Annotated in this window: 19 protein-coding genes and 1 pseudogene; 8 read left to right on the forward strand and 12 right to left on the reverse strand. The window is 69.6% G+C overall.

The window, feature by feature from the left end; all coding sequences use genetic code 11:
- Window positions 1-130: 130 nt before the first annotated feature.
- Window positions 131-1,774 (reverse strand): electron transfer flavoprotein-ubiquinone oxidoreductase, encoded by a 1,644-nt coding sequence (locus H4F98_RS00490; RefSeq protein ID WP_182684710.1) that lies wholly within the window; start codon window positions 1,772-1,774, stop codon window positions 131-133.
- Between the two features lie 76 nt (window positions 1,775-1,850).
- On the opposite strand from H4F98_RS00490, the gene H4F98_RS00495 reads away from it, so the two are divergent.
- The gene (locus tag H4F98_RS00495) at window positions 1,851-2,471 is read left to right on the forward strand and encodes an alpha-ketoglutarate-dependent dioxygenase AlkB family protein (protein ID WP_182684711.1); all 621 of its coding nucleotides are present in this window, start codon (window positions 1,851-1,853) and stop codon (window positions 2,469-2,471) included.
- Here the strand turns inward: H4F98_RS00495 and H4F98_RS00500 are convergent.
- Genes H4F98_RS00500 through H4F98_RS00515 form a run of 4 tightly spaced genes read right to left on the reverse strand, consistent with a single transcriptional unit; the run spans window position 2,444 to window position 5,996 of the window.
- Entirely contained in the window at window positions 2,444-3,118 is a 675-nt protein-coding gene (locus tag H4F98_RS00500) for an ABC-type transport auxiliary lipoprotein family protein (RefSeq protein WP_182684712.1), read from the reverse strand. The two genes, H4F98_RS00495 and H4F98_RS00500, sit on opposite strands and share 28 nt — an antisense overlap.
- The gene (locus H4F98_RS00505) at window positions 3,115-4,041 is read right to left on the reverse strand and encodes an MlaD family protein (protein ID WP_182684713.1); all 927 of its coding nucleotides are present in this window, start codon (window positions 4,039-4,041) and stop codon (window positions 3,115-3,117) included. The genes H4F98_RS00500 and H4F98_RS00505 overlap by 4 nt, the downstream gene beginning before the upstream one ends.
- Window positions 4,041-4,877, reverse strand: coding sequence for an ABC transporter ATP-binding protein (locus H4F98_RS00510; protein ID WP_182684714.1), 837 nt, complete (start codon window positions 4,875-4,877; stop codon window positions 4,041-4,043). The genes H4F98_RS00505 and H4F98_RS00510 overlap by 1 nt, the downstream gene beginning before the upstream one ends.
- On the reverse strand, window positions 4,878-5,996 hold the full coding sequence (locus H4F98_RS00515; RefSeq protein WP_182684715.1) for an MlaE family ABC transporter permease: 1,119 nt from the start codon (window positions 5,994-5,996) through the stop codon (window positions 4,878-4,880). It lies immediately after the preceding gene.
- A 106-nt stretch (window positions 5,997-6,102) separates the two neighbouring features.
- Here H4F98_RS00515 and H4F98_RS00520 point away from each other — a divergent pair, with 106 nt between their 5' ends.
- A complete protein-coding gene (locus H4F98_RS00520) occupies window positions 6,103-7,386 on the forward strand; it encodes a threonine/serine exporter family protein (RefSeq protein WP_182684716.1) in 1,284 nt (427 codons plus the stop codon).
- Window positions 7,387-7,560: 174 nt separating this feature from the next.
- Here H4F98_RS00520 and H4F98_RS00525 read toward each other — a convergent pair.
- The 3 genes and pseudogenes from H4F98_RS00525 to H4F98_RS00535 form a co-directional block, all read right to left on the reverse strand.
- Window positions 7,561-7,905 (reverse strand): annotated as a pseudogene (locus H4F98_RS00525) (H-NS histone family protein); the annotation flags it as partial.
- Between the two features lie 145 nt (window positions 7,906-8,050).
- The gene (locus tag H4F98_RS00530; RefSeq protein ID WP_182684718.1) at window positions 8,051-9,763 is read right to left on the reverse strand and encodes a proline--tRNA ligase; all 1,713 of its coding nucleotides are present in this window, start codon (window positions 9,761-9,763) and stop codon (window positions 8,051-8,053) included.
- A 145-nt stretch (window positions 9,764-9,908) separates the two neighbouring features.
- Window positions 9,909-10,325 carry a DUF4124 domain-containing protein gene (locus H4F98_RS00535; protein ID WP_182684719.1) on the reverse strand — a complete coding sequence of 139 codons (417 nt, stop codon included), beginning with the start codon at window positions 10,323-10,325 and terminating at the stop codon, window positions 9,909-9,911.
- Between the two features lie 85 nt (window positions 10,326-10,410).
- On the opposite strand from H4F98_RS00535, the gene pssA reads away from it, so the two are divergent.
- Genes pssA through rimI form a run of 3 tightly spaced genes read left to right on the forward strand, consistent with a single transcriptional unit; the run spans window position 10,411 to window position 12,103 of the window.
- Entirely contained in the window at window positions 10,411-11,181 is a 771-nt protein-coding gene (gene pssA / locus H4F98_RS00540; protein ID WP_182684720.1) for a CDP-diacylglycerol--serine O-phosphatidyltransferase, read from the forward strand.
- Entirely contained in the window at window positions 11,178-11,624 is a 447-nt protein-coding gene (locus tag H4F98_RS00545; protein ID WP_182684721.1) for a hypothetical protein, read from the forward strand. Before pssA ends, H4F98_RS00545 begins: the two co-directional genes overlap by 4 nt.
- Window positions 11,621-12,103, forward strand: a complete 483-nt coding sequence (rimI, locus tag H4F98_RS00550) for a ribosomal protein S18-alanine N-acetyltransferase (protein WP_182684722.1) — start codon at window positions 11,621-11,623, stop codon at window positions 12,101-12,103. Before H4F98_RS00545 ends, rimI begins: the two co-directional genes overlap by 4 nt.
- A gap of 29 nt (window positions 12,104-12,132) precedes the next feature.
- On the opposite strand, the gene H4F98_RS00555 is transcribed toward rimI, so the two are convergent.
- From H4F98_RS00555 to H4F98_RS00565, 3 genes are all read right to left on the reverse strand, one after another.
- Window positions 12,133-14,982, reverse strand: coding sequence for a valine--tRNA ligase (locus H4F98_RS00555; RefSeq protein WP_182684723.1), 2,850 nt, complete (start codon window positions 14,980-14,982; stop codon window positions 12,133-12,135).
- Window positions 14,983-15,067: 85 nt separating this feature from the next.
- Window positions 15,068-15,493 carry a DNA polymerase III subunit chi gene (locus H4F98_RS00560; RefSeq protein WP_182684724.1) on the reverse strand — a complete coding sequence of 142 codons (426 nt, stop codon included), beginning with the start codon at window positions 15,491-15,493 and terminating at the stop codon, window positions 15,068-15,070.
- A gap of 123 nt (window positions 15,494-15,616) precedes the next feature.
- On the reverse strand, window positions 15,617-17,104 hold the full coding sequence (locus H4F98_RS00565; protein ID WP_182684725.1) for a leucyl aminopeptidase: 1,488 nt from the start codon (window positions 17,102-17,104) through the stop codon (window positions 15,617-15,619).
- A gap of 148 nt (window positions 17,105-17,252) precedes the next feature.
- Here H4F98_RS00565 and lptF point away from each other — a divergent pair, with 148 nt between their 5' ends.
- Both lptF and lptG read left to right on the forward strand, forming a co-directional pair.
- A complete protein-coding gene (lptF, locus tag H4F98_RS00570) occupies window positions 17,253-18,335 on the forward strand; it encodes an LPS export ABC transporter permease LptF (RefSeq protein WP_182684726.1) in 1,083 nt (360 codons plus the stop codon).
- Entirely contained in the window at window positions 18,284-19,435 is a 1,152-nt protein-coding gene (gene lptG / locus H4F98_RS00575; protein ID WP_425487557.1) for an LPS export ABC transporter permease LptG, read from the forward strand. Before lptF ends, lptG begins: the two co-directional genes overlap by 52 nt.
- A gap of 1,300 nt (window positions 19,436-20,735) precedes the next feature.
- Here lptG and xerD read toward each other — a convergent pair.
- Window positions 20,736-21,734 (reverse strand): site-specific tyrosine recombinase XerD, encoded by a 999-nt coding sequence (gene xerD, locus H4F98_RS00580; protein WP_425487555.1) that lies wholly within the window; start codon window positions 21,732-21,734, stop codon window positions 20,736-20,738.
- Between the two features lie 29 nt (window positions 21,735-21,763).
- On the opposite strand from xerD, the gene H4F98_RS00585 reads away from it, so the two are divergent.
- Window positions 21,764-22,261: an RDD family protein gene (locus H4F98_RS00585; protein WP_182684728.1), complete on the forward strand. Its 498-nt coding sequence runs from the start codon at window positions 21,764-21,766 to the stop codon at window positions 22,259-22,261.
- Window position 22,262 lies beyond the last annotated feature (1 nt).

A 22,262-nucleotide genomic window follows, 5' to 3' on the forward strand; every position in this document is an offset into this window, starting at 1 on the left:
AGGCGTCTTCCAATTGCCTGCGTCTGGCGCCATGGGACTGTTGTTTGGCGCCATTTTCCGGGAAGTCGCAGCAGTAAACAGTGATCCTGACCTGCTGTGTGAAAAAAGGGAGAGCAGCGAGCACAGCTATCTACAAGTTCTGATAATTCGGTCCCGCGCCGCCTTCAGGCGTCACCCAGTCGATGATCTGGTAGGGGTCCTTGATGTCGCAGGTCTTGCAGTGGACGCAATTGGCGGCGTTGATCTGCAGGTGCCGGGCCGGGTTGCCGGCCTCGTCGGCCCGTTCGACGATCTCGTAAACGCCCGCCGGACAGAAGCGCGTGCAGGGGTTGCCGTACTCCTCGGCGCAACGGGTGACGCACACCGAGGTGTCGGCGACCTTCAGGTGCACCGGCTGGTCCTCGTCGTGTTCGGTGGCGGCGAAGTAGACGCCGGCCAGGCGGTCGCGGGGTTCCAGGGTCCGGTCCACGTAGTCCCGCCTGGGATGCTCGTGCTCGCCGAGCCGGTCCAGCGAAGACCAGTCGGGCGTGTTCCTGAGCGTCCACGGCGAGCGTCCACCCGTTACCGTTTCCCAGGCGGCGTTGAGCATGCCGAACCACAAGCCGCGCTTGAAGCCGGGCTTGATGTTGCGGACCTTGCGCAGCTCGGCCATGGCGTCGGAGTCGCGCAGCCGCGCGTCGAAGCCCACCGGCGACAGGCTGGTCGCGACCGCGTGCTCGGCGGCGAGCATGCCACTGCGAATGGCCTGGTGGGTGCCCTTTACCTTGGGCACGTTGAGCAGGCCCGCGGTGTCGCCTATCAGCAGTGCGCCGGGCATCTCCACCTTGGGCAGCGATTGCCAGCCGCCGGTCACGATCGCGCGCGCGCCGGCCGACAGGATGTTGCCGCCCTCCAGCAGCCCCTTCACCGAGGGGTGGTTCTTCCACTGCTGGAAGGCTTCCCAGGGCCGGTATCCGGGGTCCTGGTAGTCCAGGCCGCTGACGTAGCCCAGGGCGATCCGACCCTTGTCCAGGTGGTAGAGGAAGCTGCCGCCATAGGTCCGGTTGTCGGCCGGCCAGCCGAAGCTGTGCACGATCTTGCCGGGCGAGACGCGCTCCTCCGGCACCTGCCACAACTCCTTGATGCCGATCGAGTAGCCCTGCGGATCGCAGTCGGCATCGAGCTCGAAGCGCTTGACCAGGCGCTTGGTCAGGTGGCCGCGGGCGCCTTCGGCGAGCACCGTCAGCTTGGCGCGGATATCGATGCCGGGGGTATAGCCGGGCTTGTGCGAGCCGTCCTTGGCGATGCCCATGTCGCCGATGCGCACGCCCTGGACGCTGCCGTCCTCGCCATGCAGGGTCTCGGCGGCGGCGAAGCCGGGGTAGATCTCCACGCCCAGTGCCTCGGCCTGGGGCGCGAGCCAGGCGCACATGGCGCCCAGGCTGACGATCACGTTGCCGTGGTTGTCCATGCCGGGGGGCACCGGCAGGCGGCGGCCGCCGTCTTTGCTGAGCAGCCAGAATTCATCCTCGGTCGCCGGCACGCAGATCGGCGGCGGATTGTCCCGCCAGCTCGGCAGGAGGGCGTCCAGCGGGCCGGTCTCGATCACCGCACCGGACAGGATGTGCGCACCGATCGTGGAGGACTTCTCGATCACGCAGACCGACAGGTCGGGATTGAGCTGCTTGAGGCGGATCGCGAACGACAGGCCGGCCGGGCCCGCGCCCACGGTGACGACGTCGTACTCCATCACGTCGCGTTCGATGTCGGGGGCGTCGGTCGGGTGTTCGCTCATGCTGGCTGCTCCGGATGCGGCTTGCGTGTCCAATGACCGGGTATTGTCGCAAAAAGCCGCCCGCCCAGCGTGGAACATGACCGCCCTCGATCCGCCCCTGCCCGATGCCCGCCTGGATTTCGTCCCCGCCTGGCTCCCGCCGTCCGAGGCCGACGCGCTGCTGTCGACGCTGCGCTCGGACATCGCCTGGGAGGCGCACCGCATCCGCCTGTTCGGGCGCGAGCACGACGTGCCCCGGCTGAGTTGCTGGATCGGCGACCCGGGCGCGACCTACACCTACTCGGGCACGCGTTTCACGCCGCGACCCTGGCCGGCGGCCCTGTCAGGGCTGCGTGCGCGCCTGGCCGCGGAGCTGGGCGTGCCGTTCAACAGCGTGCTGGCGAACCTCTACCGCGACGGACGCGACTGCATGGGCTGGCACAGCGACGACGAACCCGAACTGGGGCCCGCGCCGGTCATCGCCTCGCTGAGCCTGGGCGGCGAGCGGCGCTTCGTGCTCAAGCACCGCCGCGATCCTGCCTTGCGCCGGGCCCTCGTGCTCCCGCACGGCAGCCTGCTGGTCATGGCCGGTCAGGCGCAGCGCCACTACCGGCATGCGCTGCCGCGCACGACACGCGAGGTGGCGCCACGGCTCAACCTGACCTTCCGTTGCATCCAGTCGTCCGTCGTTCAGGGCGAGGCGGCCTGCTGCTGGTAACGCGCGCCCTCGGCGAGGGTCCAGCCGACGATGTCGCGGCTGTTGCGGTTGAGGCCGGACTGGAAAGCCAGGACCACGTCGCCCACGGTCGGGCTGTCGGCGGGCACCGACTGGGCGAAGCTCCTCGAAGCGACGATGCGCTGGTCCTTCACGTGCAGGAGCTTGGCCTGCAGGTCGATCACCGCGCGTGGGACGGCTTCGCCCACGGGGTACTCGGACTCGAATCGCCGCAGCTCCAGCACCAGGCGGTAATCGGCGCTGATGCCGGTGCCCTGGCGGGCGACGCCGGCGATCCGGCCCGAGCTTTCCAGCGACTGCATCAGGCTGTCGGCGACCATGCTGCTGGGCAGCCGCGCCCAGCGCGCCCCCTGGTAGGTCTGGAACTCGTTGGGCGTGGGCCGCACGACGATCCGCAGCGTGTCCAGCGCCGTCGCCGCCTGGGGCTCGGTCACCGCCAGTTGCCAGTCCGCGCGCGGCCAGGCCGGGTCGGGCTGGACGTCGTGCACGATGTCGTAGCGGGTCAGGCTGTGCGTGGGTTCGCTGTCGCCGAGGATCGAGCAGCCGGCCAGCAGCGCGACCGCGGCCACGGGTGCCAGGACGCGCGCGAGCAGGCGCGAGTGAGAGCGGGGCAGGGCGCGGGGCTTCATTCGGGTACGAACTCCTTGGGCGCTTCGCGACCGAGCAGGTAGCGCGAGGGGTTTTCGTCGAGGCGGTCGCTGATCCGGCGCAGGTCGCGCACCAGCAGGCGCAGTTCCGACAGGGTCGGGCCGAGCTGGGCGAGGCCATCGTTGGCGAAGCTGCCGATCGCCGCGCGGTTCTCGCTGAGGATGCCGTTGGCATTGCCGGCGGCGGCATCCAGGTTGCCCAGCGTGTTCTCCAGCTTGGAGACCAGGCCGGGCAGCTTGTCCACCAGCTCGCGGTCGATGTTCTCGATCGCGCCGTTGGTGGTCACCAGGGTGGCGTGGAGCTGTTCGCTGGACTTGCGCGCCTCGACGATCAGCGCCTTGAGGTCGTCGCGCTGGTCGGCGATGGAGCCGGTCATCGACTCGATGTTGGCCAGGGTGTTGGCGACGCGCTCCACGTTCTCCTCGCTCAGCAGCTGGTCGAGGCGGGAGACGAGGCGGTTGGCGGTGTCGGCGATGTTTTGCAGCGCGGACGGCTCGGTCTCGATGACCGGGATCTCCCGGTGGTCGGTGTCGACCAGCAGCGGGGCGCCCGGGCTGCCGCCGGTGAGCTGGATGATCGGGCTGCCGGTGATGCCGGTCATCGACATCTTCGCGCGCGTGTCGGTCTTGACCGGGGCGTTGGCCTGGATGCGCAGCTTGGCCAGCACGCGGCGCGGGTCGTCCGGGGCCAGGCGCAGCTTCTCGACGGTGCCCACCGCGATGCCGTTGTACTGCACGGTGCTGCCTTCGGACAGGCCGGTGACCGGCTCGTTGAAGATCACCGCGTAGGCTTGCCAGCTCTTCTCGGAGGAGTACTTGGCCGCCCACAGCGCGAACAGCAGCAGGAACAGCGTCACCACGATGGTGAATGCGCCGATCAGCACGTAGTTGGCTTTCGTTTCCATCAGTCGCTGCCTTCTGTCCTGTCGCGGGGCCGCGCCTCGCGTGCGTCCTGCGCGGCGCGGGCGCGCGGTCCGTGGAAATACTCCTGCACCCAGGGGTGGTCGAAGCGCTCGACCTCGGCGATCGGCGCGTTGACCAGCACCTTGCGGTCGGCGATCACGGCCACGCGGTCGCAGATAGCGTACAGGGTGTCGAGGTCGTGGGTGATGAGGAAGACCGTCAGGCCCAGGGCTTGCTGCAGCGTCTGGATGAGCCGGTCGAAGGCCGCCGCGCCGATCGGGTCCAGTCCGGCGGTGGGCTCGTCGAGGAACAGCAGCGGTGGGTCCAGGGCCAGCGCGCGGGCGAGGCCGGCGCGCTTGCGCATGCCGCCCGACAGCTGCGCGGGCAGCTTCTCCAGTGCCTCGGCCGGCAGGCCGGCCAGCTTGACCTTCAGCAGCGCCAGTTCGTACAGCAGCGAATCGGGCAGGTGCGGGTGGTATTCCTTCAGCGGTACCTGGACGTTCTCGCCGACGGTCAGCGACGAGAACAGGGCGCCATCCTGGAACAGCACGCCGGTGCGGCGCTCGATCTCGCGACGCTGGGACGCGTCGTCGCTGCGGGCGTCGATGCCCAGCACCTCGATCTCGCCCTCGTCGGGACGGCGCAGGCCCAGGATGCTGCGCATCAGCACCGACTTGCCGGTGCCCGAGCCGCCGACCACGCCAAGGATCTCGCCGGGTCGCACCGAGAGGTCCAGGCCGTCGTGCACGACCTGTTCGCCGAATCGGTTGACCAGGCCCTGGACCCGGATGATCGGCGTTGCGTCGCCTGAGCGGCGTTGGTCGGGGGCGTCGGGCATTCAGATCCCCATCTGCATGAACCAGATCGCCATGAAGGCGTCGATGATGATGACCAGCGAGATCGCCTGGACCACGCTGGAGGTGGTGCGCTCGCCGACCGACTGCGCGGTGCCTTCGACCTGCAGCCCTTCCAGGCAGCCGATCAGGGAGATGACCGTCGCGAACAGCGGCGCCTTGGCCAGGCCGACGAGGAAATGCCGCAGCTCCATCGTGTCCTGCATGCGTGCCAGGTACTGCTGTGGCGGGATGTCCAGCGCGTAGGCGCCGACGGTGAGGCCGCCGAGCAGGCCGGCGATCATCGCCACGAAGGTAAGCAGGGGCAGCATGATCACCAGGGCGAGCACGCGCGGGATCACCAGCAGGTCGACCGGGTCGAGTCCCAGGATGCGGATCGCATCGACCTCCTCGCGGCTGACCATGGCGCCGATCTGGGCGGTGAACGCGCTCGCGGTGCGGCCGGCGAGGATGATCGAGGTCAACAGGACAGCGAACTCGCGCAGGAACGAGATGCTGACCAGCTCGACCACGAAGATGGTCGCGCCGAAGTCGCGCAGGATGTTGGAGCCCAGGAAGGCGATCACCGCGCCGACCAGGTAGCACAGCAACGCGACCAGGGGCACCGCGTCCAGGCCGACCTGCTCCATGTGGTGGACCGTCGCCGTGGGCCGGAACCGGCCGGGCTGGCGAAACATGCGCACCAGTTTGACCAGCACTTCGCCGAAGAAGCCCAGCAGCCCGCGGAATTCGTACCACTTGCGGTGCACCGCATGGCCCAGGCGCGCGAGCGCGTCGCTGACGCCCAGCTCGCGCTTGCGGCCGGGCCGGTCGTCGGCGACGTCCTCGATCGCCGCGACGAGGGCGCGGTGGTCCTCGTGGAACAGGCAGGTGTCGAAGTCGATGCCGCGGCGGCGGGCGAAACGGATCAGCTGCAGCACGCCGAGCGAGTCCAGCCGGGTCACGTGGCGCGCATCGAATCCGGTGGCGTCCGCCGGCGCTTCGCGCAGGGCCACGGTCACGTCGTCGGCGTAGTTGAGCGTCCAGCGTCCGCTGAGTCGGAGCCGGTGCGGCTGGTCGGGGGCGGCGTCGAGCCGCGGCGTGTCCGGTCGGGGCTGGTTCATGGTCGCTTGGCCGAGGATACAGGGCCGGCGCGGTCCCGTGTTCATGTGGCCCCACCGCGGGCCTGGCGAGGCTTGCCAACCGGCGCGCGCATGCCATGCTTGCCGCATGTCCACGCCCCTGTCCCCCGTGCCCGCGCCCGCGACCAGGCCCCGGCCGCTGAGCGATGCGCGCTACTCGGAACGCATCCATTTCGTCTGCGAACTGGCAGAGCGCCTGCATGCCTACGGCACCACCTCGCAACGGCTGGAGGGCGCGATCACGCTGATCGCGGACAAGCTGTCGCTGGAATGCGAGCCCTGGGCGAATCCCACCGGGCTGATCCTGACCTTCAGCGATCCGCTGCGGCCGCCCGGCGAAAGCGACGTGACCCGCGTGATCCGCCTCTCGCCGGGCGACAACGACCTGGCCCGCCTGGTCGAGACCGACCGGGTCGCCGAGGCCGTGCTGGCCGGTGAAATGGGACTGGCCGAAGCCCACGCCGCGCTCAAGGCGCTCGACGTGCCGCCGACCTACCGGTCCCGGATGCTCCTGGCGCTGGGCTACGGGATGTCGGCCTGTGCGGTCGCCGGGCTGCTGCGCCTGCCCTGGATGGAGATCGGCGTGGCCGCCGTCAACGGCCTGCTGATCGGCCTGCTGGTGCAGTTCGCCGAGCTCCGCCCGCGCCTGAAGGAAGGCCTGGAGGCGATCGCCGCCTTGATGGCGGCCAGCTTGACCCTGCTGGTGGCCAGCTACGTGGCGCCCTTGAACCAGAACACGGTGATCATCGCCTCGCTCATCGTCCTGTTGCCCGGCCTGGCCTTGACCAACGCCGTCAGCGAGCTCACCAGCCAGCACCTGATATCGGGCACGGCGCGCTTCGCCGGTGCGGTCACCATCGTGCTCAAACTGGGCATCGGCACCGCTCTGGCGCTGTACGGCGCCAGCATGCTGGGGCTGGAGCCGCAGGTGCGCGCCTGGCGCCCGCAGCCGGCCTGGGTCGAGGCCGGGGCGGTCCTGTTGGCCTCCTGCGCCTTTGCGATCCTGTTCCGCGGCCAGAAGCGCGACTATCCGGTGGTGATGCTTGCCGCCGCGAGCGGCTACCTGATCTCGCGCCATGTCGGCCTGGCCCTGGGCGCCCCGGTCGGGATCTTCCTCGCCGCGCTGATCATCACCGTCGCGGGCAATGCCTATGCCCAGTGGGTCAAGCGGCCCGGTGCGGTGATCCGGGTGCCGGGCATCATCATGCTGGTGCCCGGCAGCGCCAGCCTGCGGGGCCTGTTGACCCTGATCCAGCAGCAGGACGTCGGCGCGGGCAACCAGGCGTTGCTGGCGGTGCTCAATATCCTGTTGTCGCTGATCGCGGGCCTGCTGATCGGCAACCTGCTGTTGCCGTCGCGGCGGAACCTCTAGGCAGGCCGCGGCGGGTTCGGGATATCCGTCGTTCCCACGCGGATGGAAGCTTCGCCCCTTTCCGAAAAAGCAGACGGCCCGCCTCGGGGCGGGCCGTCTGGATACCGGTGTTCGCCGGCATGACGCATTGGCCAATGCGGTTCCGCAATGCGGAATCGCGCCCATGCGTCACTTGATCAGGAAATCCTCGACCTTGCGGCCCTTGGCGGTATACGCCGCCAGCCAGCGTGGCTGCTTGCCGCGGCCGGTCCAGGTGTTTTCGGCGTTGGCCGGATCGCGATACTTGGGGGCGACCTTGCCGGTCTTTCGGCTCTTGCGCGGCGCGGCGGCCTTCGCGGCCGGCGTCTTGCCGCCGAAGAGCTCGGCGATGGTGTAACCCTCGGCTTTGGCCTGGGCGGCAAGTTTCTTGCGGACGGTGGTGATGGGCTTGCGCTTGGCCAGGGTGGTCTTGCGCTTCTTGGCCTTGGTGATGAGGGATTCGAGCTCTTTCGCGGACAGGGTGTTCAGGTCAATCGACATACGGCCTCCGGGATAAAGGGGGAATAGCGTCAGTCGTCCATGGGAACGCCCTCGATGATAATCGCGGCGCGACGCTTCGTAAATGCGGCGATTCCCCTCCGTGCCGGAATCCAGGTCGATTCCGGCAGCTTTCCAGAAGGGGGTTTCAAAGCCCCAGGCGGGCCTTGAGGCCGGCTGTGTCGAGATTTTCGGATTCGGGCTCGGTGCGCGCACGGTATTCGTAGGTACCCGCCGCCAGGCCGCGCTCGGACACCACGATCCGGTGCGGGATACCGATCAGCTCGATATCGGCGAACATCGCCCCCGGGCGCAGGCCGCGGTCGTCGAGCGCGGTTTCCACGCCGGCCTCGTTCAACTCCCGGTACAGCGCCTCGGCGGCCTCGGTCACGGCCGGGTCCTTCTTGGGGTTGATCATGCATACGACCGCGCGCCAGGGCGCCATCGACTCGGGCCAGCGGATGCCGTTGGCATCGAAGTTCTGCTCGATCGCCGCCGCCACGATGCGCGAGACGCCGATGCCGTAGCACCCCATGGCGGGCACGACCGCCTTGCCGGTTTCATCCAGCACGGTGCATTTCATCGCTTCGGCGTATTTGCGCCCGAGCTGGAATACATGGCCGACCTCGATCCCCCGGCATATGCCCAGGGTGCCGTGGCGGTCGGGCGAACGGTCGCCCACGACCACGTTGCGGATATCGGCGACGGTTTCCGGCTCCGGCAGGTCGCGACCCCAGTTGACGCCGGCCAGGTGGAAACCGGCGCGATTGGCGCCGACCACGAAGTCGGCCAGCGCGGCGACGCTGCGGTCGGCCACCACGCGGACCGGCTGGCGCGGCGACACCGGGCCCAGGAACCCCGGCTCGCTGCCCAGGTGGGCCAGGATCTCGGCCTCGGTGGCCATGCGGTACTCGCCCAGGCCCGGCAGTTTGGCGAGTTTGATTTCATTGAGCACATGGTCGCCGCGGACCAGCGCGAGGACGAATTCGGTCTCGCCGTCGGCATTCGCGCCCATCAGCGCGATCGACTTGACGGTGCGTTCCAGGCCGATGCCCATCAGTTCGGCGACCGCCTCGCAGGTCTTCTGGACGGGGGTCTCGACCTCGCGCAGGCTTTCCTCGGCGGCGTGCCGCTCGCCTTCGGGCAGGGCCTCGGCCAGTTCGACGTTGGCGGCGTAGTCGGAGTCGGTCGAATATGCGATCGCATCCTCGCCGGATTCGGCCAGCACGTGGAACTCGTGCGAGGCGCTGCCGCCGATGCTGCCGGTATCGGCGAATACCGCGCGATATTCCAGGCCCAGGCGGGAGAATATCCGGCAATAGGCGTTGAACATGTTCAGGTATTCGCGGCCCAGGTCCTCGTCGGTGACGTGGAAGGAATACGCGTCCTTCATCAGGAACTCGCGCGCGCGCATCACGCCGAAGCGCGGGCGGATCTCGTCGCGGAACTTGGTCTGGATCTGGTAGAAGGTGACCGGCAACTGCTTGTAGCTGGCCAGCTCGTCCCGGGCGAAGTCGGTGATGACCTCTTCGTGGGTCGGGCCATAGCAGTACCAGGCGTCCTTGCGGTCCTTCATCTTCAGCAGCTGGCCACCGAACTTCTCCCAGCGGCCGGTCTCTTCCCACAATTCACGGGGCTGGACCGAGGGCATGAGCAGTTCGACCGCCCCCGAGGCATCCATTTCCTCGCGCACGACCCGCTCGACCTTGCGCAGCACGCGCAGGCCCAGGGGCGACCAGGTATACAGGCCCGCGGCCAGCTTGCGGATCATGCCCGCCTTGAGCATCAGCTTGTGGCTGACGAGCTCGGCGTCGGCGGGGGTTTCCTTGCTGGTATGGAGATGGAACTGCGACAGGCGCATCGGCGGGATTCTTGGACGGGAAAGCGGCCATTTTGCCGCGCGCGGGCGTGCGAAGCGAGCCCGCTGCCCGGGGAAGACGGGCAAACGGCCCGCCAGCAGGGCGGGCATGCATGAAGGCGGACGCGTCGCGCGTCCGCGAATGGGGTCAGGAGGCCTGGCAGTGGACCTGGATCGCCGCCTCGGCCAGCTGTTTCTGGGCCGCGCGCTCCTCGTCGCTCAAGGTGCCGTCGGCCTTGCCGTCGCCATCCTTGTCGATGCCCACCGGAGTGCCGCTGTCGAGCTGGTCGAGGTTGGAGCGGGCGGCGGCGCACTGGGCGTTGACCGCAGGGGCGGCCGCGCTGGCCTGGTTCTCCACTTCCGGGTCGGGGGTGTGGATGTTGCGGTTCTTGTAATTGTCACCCGCCGGCGGCGAATCGGAGTAATGGGTGACGCCGTTGGCATCCTTCCACTGGTAGACCTCGCCGGCCATGCCGGGCAGGGATACCACCAGCAGCGCGAGCAGCAGCAGGCCACGCCGGTGCGGCAGGGTTCCGGGGGTGCGGGGCAGGGGCTGGCAGGACATGTGCGACTCCATTGGCGGCAGAATTGCCGGCAGGCCCCGATTCCATCACCGCTGGCGCGGGCAGGCAAGCGATACACTCTACGGCATGCAAGAAACTCCGACTCCATCACGTCCCCGCGGCCGCGGTATCTATCTGCTGCCGAACCTGTTCACGACCGGCGGCCTGTTCGCGGGCTTCTACGCGATCATCGCGGCCTCCCAGGGGCATTATTCGACCGCCTGCATCGCGGTTTTCGTGGCGGCGATCCTGGACGGCGTCGATGGCCGCGTGGCCCGTCTGACCAATACCCAGAGCGAGTTCGGCGTCCAGTACGACTCGCTGGCCGACCTGATCAGCTTCGGCCTGGCGCCGGCGATGGTGATGTACCACTGGTCCCTGCAGACCCTGAAGTACGACAGCATGACGGCCGGCAAGATCGGATGGATCGCGGCCTTTCTTTACGCCGCCTGCGCCGCCCTGCGCCTGGCGCGCTTCAACTCGCAGGTCGCGGTGGTGGACAAGCGCTGGTTCATCGGCCTGGCCATTCCCGCGGCCGCCGGACTGCTGGCCAGTGCGGTATGGACGGCCGAGGAGTTGGGATACAGCGGCGAACAGCTGCGCTACGCCGCGCTCGCGGTGACCGTGTCGGCGGCCCTGCTGATGGTCAGCGGCCTGCGCTATTCCAGCTTCAAGGGCGGGCCGCGGCACGACCGCGTGCCGTTCCTGGCGATCATCGCCGTGCTCGTGGCGCTGGTGGCGATCGCGATCGACCCGCCGACCGTGCTGTTGGCGATCGCATCGCTGTATGCACTGTCCGGGCCGGTCTACTGGCTGGTGCGCAAGCTGCGCCGCCACAAGGGGGAGGGAGCCGCGTGAGCCTGCCGTGGACCGCCGAACAGCGCGAGTGGCTGCAGGCGCTCGGGCATCCGGTGATGGTGCCGGTGGACGCGCCCATGGACGCCATGACCGTGGCGGCCACTCCGGAGGGCGCGCCCGCTGCCCGCGCTGCGCCGCCGCCGGAGCGCGGGCCGATGCTGGGCATCCCCAAGCCGCGGCCGATGGCGCCTGTCCTCGTCGACCCGGCCGTGCCCAGGGCCCAGCCGGCCTCGGGCGCGCCCGTGCCCGAGGCGGTCAGGCTGGACCTGTCCGACCCGCTCTATCGCGCGTTGCTGCGGGCGACCGCGCAGCGGACGCCGCGCGAAGGCCAGGCCCTGCTGGCCGCGCTCGACTTCGAACTGGCGGCCCTGCGCGAAGGCGCGAACGCCAAGCGCGCGCTGTGGCAGGGCCTGCGTGCCGCGCGACGGGGGTCGCGCGGATGAGCGCGCAACCCGACAGCCGGCCGCAGGCCCTCGCCAACCTGCGGCCCATGCGCGAGAGCGACCTGGACGCGGTCTTCGCGGTGGAGATCGCGGCCTATCCGTTCCCCTGGACGATGGGCATCTTCCGCGACTGCCTGCGCGCCGACTATCCGGCCTGGGTGCTCGAGGACGACGAGGGCATCGTGGGCTACTTCCTCGTCAGCCTCGCCGCCGGCGAGGCGCACGTGCTGAACATCTGCATCGCGCCGGACCGGCAGGGCCGCGGCCACGGCCGGCGGCTTCTGCGCGCGCTGCTGCAGATCGCGCGTGCGCGCGGCGCCGAACGCGTCTTCCTGGAAGTGCGCCCGTCCAACCGGGGCGCGATCGAGCTCTACCACCAGGAAGGGTTCAACGAGATCGGTCGCCGACCCCGTTACTACCCCTCGCACGATGGCCGCGAGGATGCGCTGGTGATGGCGATCGAGCTGCTGGCGCACTGACGCCGGCCGGGGCCGGCGCCGCGCGCCGCCTAAAGCTTGGCGCGCTGGGCGACCAGGGCGTCGTGCTGCCGGGTCCAGTCGGCCAGGCGCTCGCGCTCCTGGTCCACCACCACCGCCGGCGCGTTGGCCACGAAGGTGGCGTTGCCCAGCTTGCCGTTGCACTTGGCGATCTCGCCGGTCACGCGCTTGATCTCCTTGTCCAGGCGCGAACGTTCGGCGTCCAGGTCGACCAGGCCTTCCAGCGGCACCAGCAGCTTCAGCTCGCCGACCACCGCGGCCGCCGCAGGCGGCGCCTCGGCGCCGTCCTCGAGGGCCTCGATCCGCTCCAGGCGGTTCAGGAAGCGCAGCTGCGAGCCGAACCGGGCGACGCGCGCGTGGTCGGCCGGCCCGCCGCCGGCCAGCAGCAGCGGCACCTGGCGGGTGGGCGCGACATTGAGTTCGCTGCGCACGCGGCGCAGGGCCGAGACCATCGACTTCAACCACGCCACGTCGATCTCGGCCGCCTGGAAACCCTCGACGTCCAGCTCGCCCGGGACCGGGTAGGGCCGGCGCATGATCGTGCCCGACAGGCCCAGGCGCGGCGCGACCGCCTGCCACAGCTCCTCGGTCACGAACGGCACCAGCGGATGCAGCAGCGAGAGCAGGCGCTCGAGCACGTGGAGCAACGTGTGCCGGGTGCTGTCGGCGGCGTCGGCGTCGTCGCCGCCCAGCGCGGGCTTGGACAGCTCGACGAACCAGTCGCAGAAGTCGTTCCAGGCGAACTCGTAGAGCACCTGGCTGAGCAGGTCGAAGCGGTAGTCGGCGAAATGGCGCGCGGCCTCGGCGGCGGTCTGGTCGAGGCGGGCGAGGATCCAGCGCTCGGCGTCGGTCCGCGGCCGGGGCGCACCGTCGAACACGCGGTCCTCGGTGTTCATCAGCACGAACCGGGTCGCGTTCCACAACTTGTTGCAGAAATTCTTGTAGCCCTCGGCGCGGCCGAGGTCGAACTTGATGTCGCGGCCCGGGCCGGCCAGCGCCGCCAGGGTGAAGCGCAGCGCGTCGGCACCGAAAGCCGGGATGCCTTCGGGGAATTCGCGGCGGGTGGCCTTCTCGATCTTCTCGGCCATCTTCGGCTGCATCAGCCCCGAGGTCCGCTTGGCGACCAGCGCGTCGGCGCTGATGCCGTCGATCAGGTCCAGCGGGTCGAGGACGTTGCCCTTGGACTTGGACATCTTCTGGCCATGCGAATCGCGCACCAGGCCGGTGATGTAGACGTCGCGGAACGGGACCTGGCCAGTGAAATGGTCGCTCATCATGATCATCCGGGCGACCCAGAAGAAGATGATGTCGAAACCGGTGACCAGCACCGACGAGGGCAGGAAGCGGTCGAAGCCGCGCGCGGCCATCGCCTCCGGGTCCGGCCAGCCCAGGGTGCTGAACGGCCACAGCGCGGAGGAGAACCACGTCTCCAGCACGTCGTTGTCCTGGCGCAGTGCCACCTCGTCGCCCAGTGCGTTCATCGCCCGGACCTCGGCCTCGTCGCGGCCGACGTAGGCCTTCCCGGCGTCGTCGTACCAGGCCGGGATGCGGTGGCCCCACCAGAGCTGGCGACTGATGCACCAGTCCTGGATGTTCTCCATCCAGTGGCGGTAGGTGTTGATCCAGTTGCCGGGGACGAAACGGACGTCGCCGGGCTTTCCATCGGTGCCCGCGGCCAGTTCCAGGCCGCGCGCGCCCAGGGCGTCCATCTTCACGAACCACTGGTCGGTCAGGTAGGGCTCGATGGCCTGGCCGCTGCGATCGCCGCGCGGCACCTGCAGTTTGTGCGCCTTCTCCTCGACCAGCAGGCCGGCGGCCTCGAGCTCGGCGAGCATCTGCTTGCGCGCGGCATAGCGGTCGAGGCCGCGGTACGCCTCCGGCGCGTTGTCGTTGATCGACGCGTCGGGGGCCAGGATGTTGATCATCGGCAGGCCGTGGCGCTGGCCGACCTGGTAGTCGTTGAAGTCGTGCGCCGGGGTGACCTTGACCACGCCGGTGCCGAACTCGCGCTCGACGTAGGCGTCGGCGATCACCGGGATGCGGCGGCCGCTCAGGGGCAGCTCGACCGTGGCCCCGACCAGCGCGGCGTAGCGCGCGTCGTCGGGGTGCACCATCACCGCGGTGTCGCCGAGCATGGTCTCCGGTCGCGTGGTGGCGACGACGAGGTAGTCGCGGCGCTCGCGCAGGATCTCGTTGCCGTCGGCGTCGACCTCGACGTGCTCGTAGTCCGTGCCATCGGCCAGCGGATAGCGGATCGACCACAGGAAGCCGTCTTCCTCCTGGTTGACGACCTCCAGGTCGGAGATCGCCGTCTTCAGCACCGGGTCCCAGTTGACCAGGCGCTGGCCGCGGTAGACCAGGCCTTCCTGGTGCAGGCGGACGAAGGCCTCGACCACGGCCTCGGCCGGCATGGCGTCCATCGTGAAGACCTTGCGGGTCCAGTCGCCGGAGGTGCCGATGCGGCGCATCTGGCGCTCGATGGTGTCGCCCGAGTGCGCCTTCCAGTCCCAGACCTTGCCGATGAAGCCCTCGCGGCCCAGGGAGTCGCGGGTCTCGCCCTTGCCCTCGGCGGCGAGGTTGCGCGAGACCACCATCTCGGTGGCGATGCCGGCGTGGTCGCTGCCCATCTGCCACAGCACGTCGAAGCCGCGCATGCGGTGGTAGCGCACCAGGGCGTCCATCAGGGTGTGCTGGAAGGCGTGGCCCATGTGCAGGGTGCCGGTGACGTTCGGCGGCGGCAACAGGATGCAGTACGGCTCGCCCTCGCCGGACGGCGCGAACACGCCGCTGGACTCCCATTGCTCGTAGAGGCGGGATTCGAACTGGGTGGGGTCGTAGCTGGGGGCGAGGGCGTGGTTCATGGGGGTCCTGGTCCGGGTCTGCCCGTCGTGCGAGTGCTCTCGCCGACGGGATGGCCGGCGCCCGCGGGGCGGGGCCGGCCGGAGGTCACATGTCGTGCTTCTTCACGTCGAGGCCGAGGGCCTGGTACTGCTTCCAGCGCTCGCGCAGGGGGCCGCGGGCGCCCTCGTCGGCCGGCACGACTTCCAGCACGCGCTCGAACGCGCCTTCCACCGCGGCGTCGCGCAGGTTGATCACGATCGGCCGAAGCGGCACGTCGGCGTCCGGGGTCGCGATGAGCACGTCGGCTTCGTCCTCGTCGACGTCGACGCCGACGATCTGGTGCGGGATGAAGGCATCCGGGTCGAACGCCCACAGCAGGTCGTCGAGCTGCTCGGCCTGGGCGGCGTCGCGCGCCAGCACCAGGGTCGGGATGCCCTTCTCGTAGGCCTTGCGGGCGAGCTCGCAGACCAGGCGCAGGGGTTCCTCGCGGAAGCGCGGCTTGGCGATCAGGTAGAAGTCGGCGCTGGGCATCGGTGGGGGGAATCGAGGGACGGGAATCGGGAATGGGGCGGGCAAAGGCAAGGGCGACCGCCGTCGAGGCGGCCGCGTGGGCGTGGGAAAAGGGGGCGGCTTACCATTCCCTTTTCCCCATTCTCAATTCCCGTTTCCCGCCTGGTCGATCAGCCACTGGCTGAGCAGGCCGACCGGGCGGCCGGTCGCCATGCCCTTGCGGCCTTCGTCGCTGCCGCTGCCGGCGATGTCCAGGTGCGCCCAGCGCTGGCCCTCGGTGAAGCGCGAGAGGAAGCAGCCCGCGGTGATCGCGCCGGCCCAGCGGCCGCCGATGTTGTAGACGTCGGCATAGGCGGAGTCGAGCATGGACTGGTACTCGTCCCATAGCGGCAGGCGCCAGGCGCGGTCGAAGACCTGCTCGCCGGCGGCCAGCAATTCGTTGGCCAGGTCGTCGTCCTTGCTCATCAGGCCGCTGGCGTACTTGCCCAGGGCGACCATGCAGGCGCCGGTGAGGGTGGCGACGTCGACCAGGGCGGCCGGCTCGAACTTCTGCGCGTAGGTCAGCGCGTCGCACAGGATCAGGCGACCCTCGGCGTCGGTGTTGCCGACCTCGATGGTCTTGCCGGACATGCTGGTGAGCACGTCCGAGGGGCGGTAGGCGTCGGCGTCGGGCATGTTCTCGACCGCCGGGACCACCACCACCAGGTTGACCGGCAGGGCCATGCCGACCGCGGACACGAACGTGCCCATGACCGTCGCGGCGCCGCACATGTCGAACTTCATCTCCTCGATGCCGCCCTGGGTCTTGAGGTTGATGCCGCCGGTGTCGAAGGTGATGCCCTTGCCGACCAGGACATAGGGCTTGCTGTCGCCGCCGTTGCTGTACTTGAGCACCACCAGGCGCGGCGGATTGGCCGAGCCGCGGCCGACGGCGAGCAGCGAGCCCATGCCCAGCTTCTCCATGTCGGCGACTTCCAGCACTTCGCACTCGGTGTTGTCGAAGCGGTCGGCGAACTTGCGGCCCTGCTCGGCCAGGTAGCCCGGGTTGCAGATGTTCGGCGGCAGGTTGCCCAGCTCGCGGGCGAACTGCACGCCGGCGGCGGTGCCCTTGCCCAGCGCCAGCGCGGCTTCGTCGTCGCCGCTGATCGAGAGGCGCTTGAGGCCCTTGTGCTCGCGGGCCTTGTTCTTGGCCCCCAGGGTGGCGGTGTAGCGGTAGGCGGCATGGTCGGCGGCGATCACGGCCTGGCGGATGGCCCAGGCGGCGTCGCGACCGGCGACCGGTAGCTCCGACAGCGTGAAGACCGCACGCTCGACCGGACCGGTCTTCAGCGCGCGGGTCGCGTCGGCGACCGCCTTGAGGTATTGCGCGACCCCGAACTTGGCCGCCTCGCCCAGTCCGACCACCAGCACGCGCGGGGCGGTGACGCCCTCCAGGTCGTGCAGCAGCGCGGTCCGGCCGGTCTTGCCGCTGACGTCGCCGCGCTCGGCCAGCGCCTTGATGCGGCCCTGGCTGGCGGCATCGATGGCCTGCGCGGCGGGGCTGAGGCTGTTGTCGGCGAAGATGCCGACGACGATGCAGTCGGCTTGGGCGGCGGCGGGGGCGTCGCGGTTCAGGTCGAATTCTAGGGCCATGAAACAGATTCCCGGGTAAGAATGAATAGTTTCCGTACAATCGACGGACGGGAGGCCTGCCTGGGCCTGCTGCCAATCCCGGCGCGGCGCCTACCGTGCCCGTCCGTTGTCGACGAAAGAACCCCCGAGTCTAAAGCAAGCCCGCCCGATGCCGAAGCTTGACCGATATCTGCTGAGCGAATTCGTCCAGTCGGTGTTCGCCACCCTGGTGATCCTGCTGATCGTCTGCATCGGCGGCGCCCTGACCGACGTGCTCGGCGACATCGCGCGCGGGCGGCTGCCGGCCGGCCTGCTGCTCAGCCAGCTGGGCCTGGTCCTGCTGAACTGGCTGCCGGTGATCCTGCCCCTGGCCCTGATGCTCGGCCTGATGCTGGCCATGGGCCGGCTCTACCGGGACGCGGAGATGCCGGTGATCGCCTCGATCGGCGTCGGCCCGCGCCGCCTGCTCAGGCCGCTGTCGTGGGTGGTGCTGCCGGTGGTGGCGGTGGTGGCCGCCTGTTCATTGTGGCTGGGGCCCTGGGCTGAACGGATCTCGCGCGAGATGATCAACGAGGCCAATCGCAACCTCATCGTCGCCGGCCTCGAGCCCGGGCGCTTCACCGAGCTGCCCGGCGGCAGCGGCGTCGCGTTCGTCGGTGAGATGGACGGCGAGGGCCAGCGCTTCGACCGGGTGTTCGTCTATCGCCAGCGCGGGGACCGGATCAACGTCGTCACCTCCAACCAGGGCGAACTGAAGACCGGCGAGGATGGCCTGCGCTATCTGGTGCTGAACCAAGGGTTCGAGGTCGAGGGCCCCGGGGCGGGCGGCAAGGACTTCCGGCTGATGCGCTACGCCAGCAACGAGGTGCGGATGCCCGCGGGCAAGGAGAAATATGCCCTGGACGAGCCGGAGGCGCAGCCCACGCTCGCCCTGGTCGGCGACCCGCGTCCAGAGGCGGGCGCGCAGTTGCACCGCCGCCTGGCGCCGCCGCTGCTGGCCCTGGCCTTCGCCCTGATGGCCATCCCGCTGGCGCGCAGCATGCCCAGGCAGCCGCGTTACGGCAGCATGTTGCTCGGCTTCCTGGGTTACCTGGTCGGCGTGATGCTGATGCTGGTCGGCACCGGCTGGCTTGCGGGCGGCAAGATCCCGCTCGGACTCGGCCTGTGGTGGCTGGTGCTGCCCCTGCTGGCCTTTGGCGCCTGGATCTACCTGCGCGACGGCAGCATGCGTCGGCCGAGGGCGCGCGCATGAGCCGGCCCTGGTTCAAGGTCCACGACCTGTATGTTGCCCGCGCGGTGCTCGGCGCGGTACTGCTGACATGGGGCGTGCTGTTGGGCCTGGACGTCATGCTGGCGCTGGTCAGCGAACTCAGCGACGTCGGCAAGGGGCGGTACGGCTTCATGCAGGCGATGGTCTACACCGGCCTCACCGTGCCGCGCCGGGCCAATTACCTGTTCCCCTACGCGGCGGTGATCGGTTCGCTGATGGCGCTGGGCCAGCTGGCCGCGACCTCCGAATTGACCGCGCTGCGCGCAGTGGGCCTGTCGCGCCGGCGCATCGGCATCACGGTCGCGGTCGCGGTCGCCCTGCTGACCGCACTCATGTCGCTCAGCGGCGAAACCGTGGGCCCGGAAGGCCAGCGGCGGGCCGACGCGCTCAAGGCCTCGTCCAAGTCCAACGACATGATCGTGGCGCAGTATTCCGGCGTGTGGGCGCGCGAGGGCGACACCATACTCAATGCCGCCGCCGGCCAGGAGCGCGACGACGGCGACGACCGCTGGATCGAGCTGCACGACGTGCACCTGTACGAATTCGCCGACGACGGCCGCCTGCAGTCGATGGCCCTGGTCAAGGTGGCCGAGCACCGCCCGGGCGGCTGGCTGCTGCGCGACGTCACCCGCACCTACTTCGACGAACGCTCGGTCACCGAGTCGCACGTGGACGAGGAGAAGTGGGAGTCGAGGCTCGATGCCACCGCGCTCACCGCCGGCACCGACCGCCCGCGCTACCTGAGCGCCAGCACGCTGCGCGAAGCGATCGAGTACCGCAAGCGCAACAACCTCGACGCCAGCGAGTTCGAGGAGCACTACTGGGGGCGGTGGTTCTATCCACTCAACGTGATCGTGCTGTGCCTGGCCGCGATCCCCTTCGCGTTCGGCCTGCTCAGAAGCGGTGGCACCGGCAAGCGACTGTTCGTCGGCATCCTGTTCGCACTGGGCTTCTACCTGCTGCAGTCCCAGTTCGTGCAGTTGGCGAAGGTCCTCAAGTTCGACTTCCGCATTGCCTACCTCCTGCCGACCCTGGTGATGGTGGCCGTCTCCGCCTTCCTCTTCCGCCGCCGCTCGGGGTGAGGCAAGACCGCTTGCGCGGCACAGCCGCGCGGTCTTGCCGAACGCCCAGCGCGCTGCGCTGGGCAGGGGTGAGGGGACGCGGCTTGCGAACCACCGGTTCGCGCGTCCACGAACGCCCGGGCGCTGGCGCCCGGGCCGGGGATAGAAACCAGCGCGAAGCGCGAGCCCGCAACGGCCCCAGAGGCGAAGCCGATGGGCGACCGCTTGCGCGGCACAGCCGCGCGGTCTTGCCGAACGCCCAGCGCGCTGCGCTGGGCAGGGGTGAGGGGACGCGGCTTGCGAACCACCGGTTCGCGCGTCCACGAACGCCCGGGCGCTGGCGCCCGGGCCGGGGATAGAAACCAGCGCGAAGCGCGAGCCCGCAACGGCCCCAGAGGCGAAGCCGATGGGCGACCGCTTGCGCGGCACAGCCGCGCGGTCTTGCCGAACGCCCAGCGCGCTGCGCTGGGCCGGGGTGAGGGGGCGCGGCTTGCGAACCACCGGTTCGCGCGTCCACGAACGCCCGGGCGCTGGCGCCCGGGCCGGGGGTAGAAACCAGCGCGAAGCGCGAGCCCGCAACGGCCCCGGAGGCGAAGCCGATGGAAGACCGCTTGCGCGGCACTGCCGCGCGGTCCTGCCGAACGCCCAGCGCTGGCTCCGGGACCGGGGTAGGACTCCCAGCCTTGCCAAACGCTGGATCCCAGCGTTCGCTGGGAAGACGATTCGTGGGGTCGCCGGATGGGGGCGGCTGCACCATCACCGTAGGGTGGGTAGAGCCAAAGGCGAAACCCACCGTCGCGAAATTTCATGCAAGACGCATGATGGGTTTTGCTTCGCGCTACCCATCCTACAGCGCTACCCATCCTACGATCGCGCCCAAGCTGTCATCCAAGCGAACGCTGGGATCCAGCCTTTGCCATGCCGTAGAGCCAAAGGCGAAACCCACCGTCGCGAAATTTCATGCAAGACGCATGATGGGTTTTGCTTCGCGCTACCCATCCTGCGGCGCTACCCATCCTACGATCGCGCCAAGCCGTCATCCCAGCGAACGCTGGGATCCAGCCTTTGCCATGTCGCCTTCGTAGGTGGGTAGAGCCGAAGGCGAAACCCGCCATCGCTCACGGCCACGACGCACGATGGAATGTTCTTCGCGCGACCTTTCTGCGGTGTTCGAAGCGACCCCGCCGATTGACTGCGATCGCATGCGGCGACGCGGTGAAAGCCGACATTGGCCGACGCGCGATCTTGCGCGGTGCAATGCGCTTCGCTTGTCGCACCCTGCGGATCAGGCTGTCGCCGAGGCGGCGCACGTTGCCGCGTTTCAACCGCGGGGATGGTGCCGGGCGTGGAGTTGCTTGAGCTGTTCGCGTGCGACCAGGGTGTAGATCTGGGTGGTGGAAAGCGAGCTGTGGCCCAGCAGCATCTGCAGCGAGCGCAGGTCGGCGCCGTGGTTGAGCAGGTGGGTCGCGAAGCTGTGGCGCAAGCCGTGCGGGCTGATCCGCGCGGGGTCGATGCCCGCCGCCGCCGCGTAGCGCTTCACCAGTTGCCAGAACTGCTGGCGCGAAGGCGGCTCGCCGCCATGACCGACGAAGAGGGCCGGCGAGGCATGGCGGCCCGCGAGCGCCGGCCGGGCGCCCGCCAGGTAGCGCTCGAGCCAGTGCCGGGCCTCTTCGCCCAAAGGCACCAGGCGCTCCTTGCTGCCCTTGCCGGTGACCCTGAGCACCCCCTGTCGGAGATTGACCCCGGTGGCAGGCAGGTTCACCAGCTCGCTCACCCGCAGGCCGCAGGCATACATCAACTCCAGCATGGCGCGGTCGCGCAGGCCCAGGGGCGAGGCGGTGTCGGGCGCCTTGAGCAGGGCGTCGACCTGGCTTTCGGTGATCGCCTTGGGCAGCGAGCGCGGCAGCCGTGGCGGCTCCAGCAGCGCGGTCGGGTCGTCGCGTCGATCGCCCCGGCGAAGGCTCCAGCCGAAGAAAGCGCGCCAGGCCGACAGCAGGCGCGCGTTGCTGCGCGGCGAGTACCCCTCGCGCATGCGCCAGGCCAGGTAGTCGAACAACGCCGCGCGATCCGCGCCGGCCAGCCCGCCCGCGCGGCCGTCGCGCCAGCGGGCGAACCCGGCCAGGTCGCGGCGGTAGCTGTCGAGGGTGGGCCGCGCCAGGCCGCTCTCGGCCCAGATGGCATCGATGAAGGCATCGATCCGCAGCGCATCGGCGTCCGGCAGGGCGGGCAGGGCCATCATCGCGGCGCGGCGATCGGCCGGCGACCGCGCTCGCCGCGCTGCGCGCGCGGGCGCGTCGTGATCGGGGGCGTCGGGCGTCATGGGTGCAGCTTAACGATTATGATTTCGCGATGGCATCCGCCCCCGCAACCCAAGATCCCGGCGTCCCGCCGCCGCGTCCCCTGATCGGCTGGCGCCTGCTGGCCCTGTTCTACGACTTCTGGCCGGTGCTGGCGCTGTGGATGCTGGCCTCGACGGTGTTCACGGTGGGCTACTACCTGTCGGGGCATGGCGCCCGCGAGAACATCGCGCCGTTCAGTGCGCTGCAGTGGCTGCTGTGGGGCGTGTGCTGGGGCTTGTCGGGGCTGTACGCGGTGGTCAGCTGGCGCCGTGGCGGACAGACCCTGGGCATGCGCCCCTGGCGGCTGCGGCTGGTCTCGGCCGGGGGCGGGTCGCCCGACCCACGCGCGCTGTGGCGACGCTACGCGGTCGGCAGTCTGTCGCTGCTGGCGGGTGGCCTGGGCTTCTGGTGGGCCTGGTTCGATCGCGACCGCCTGACCTGGCACGACCGTGCCAGCGGCACCCGCCTGCTTCGCGAACCGCCCCGCGAGCGCCGCTCGCGCGACTGAC

The sequence above is a fragment of the Marilutibacter spongiae genome (genome assembly GCF_014145325.1).
Classification (GTDB): Bacteria; Pseudomonadota; Gammaproteobacteria; order Xanthomonadales; family Xanthomonadaceae; genus Marilutibacter; species Marilutibacter spongiae.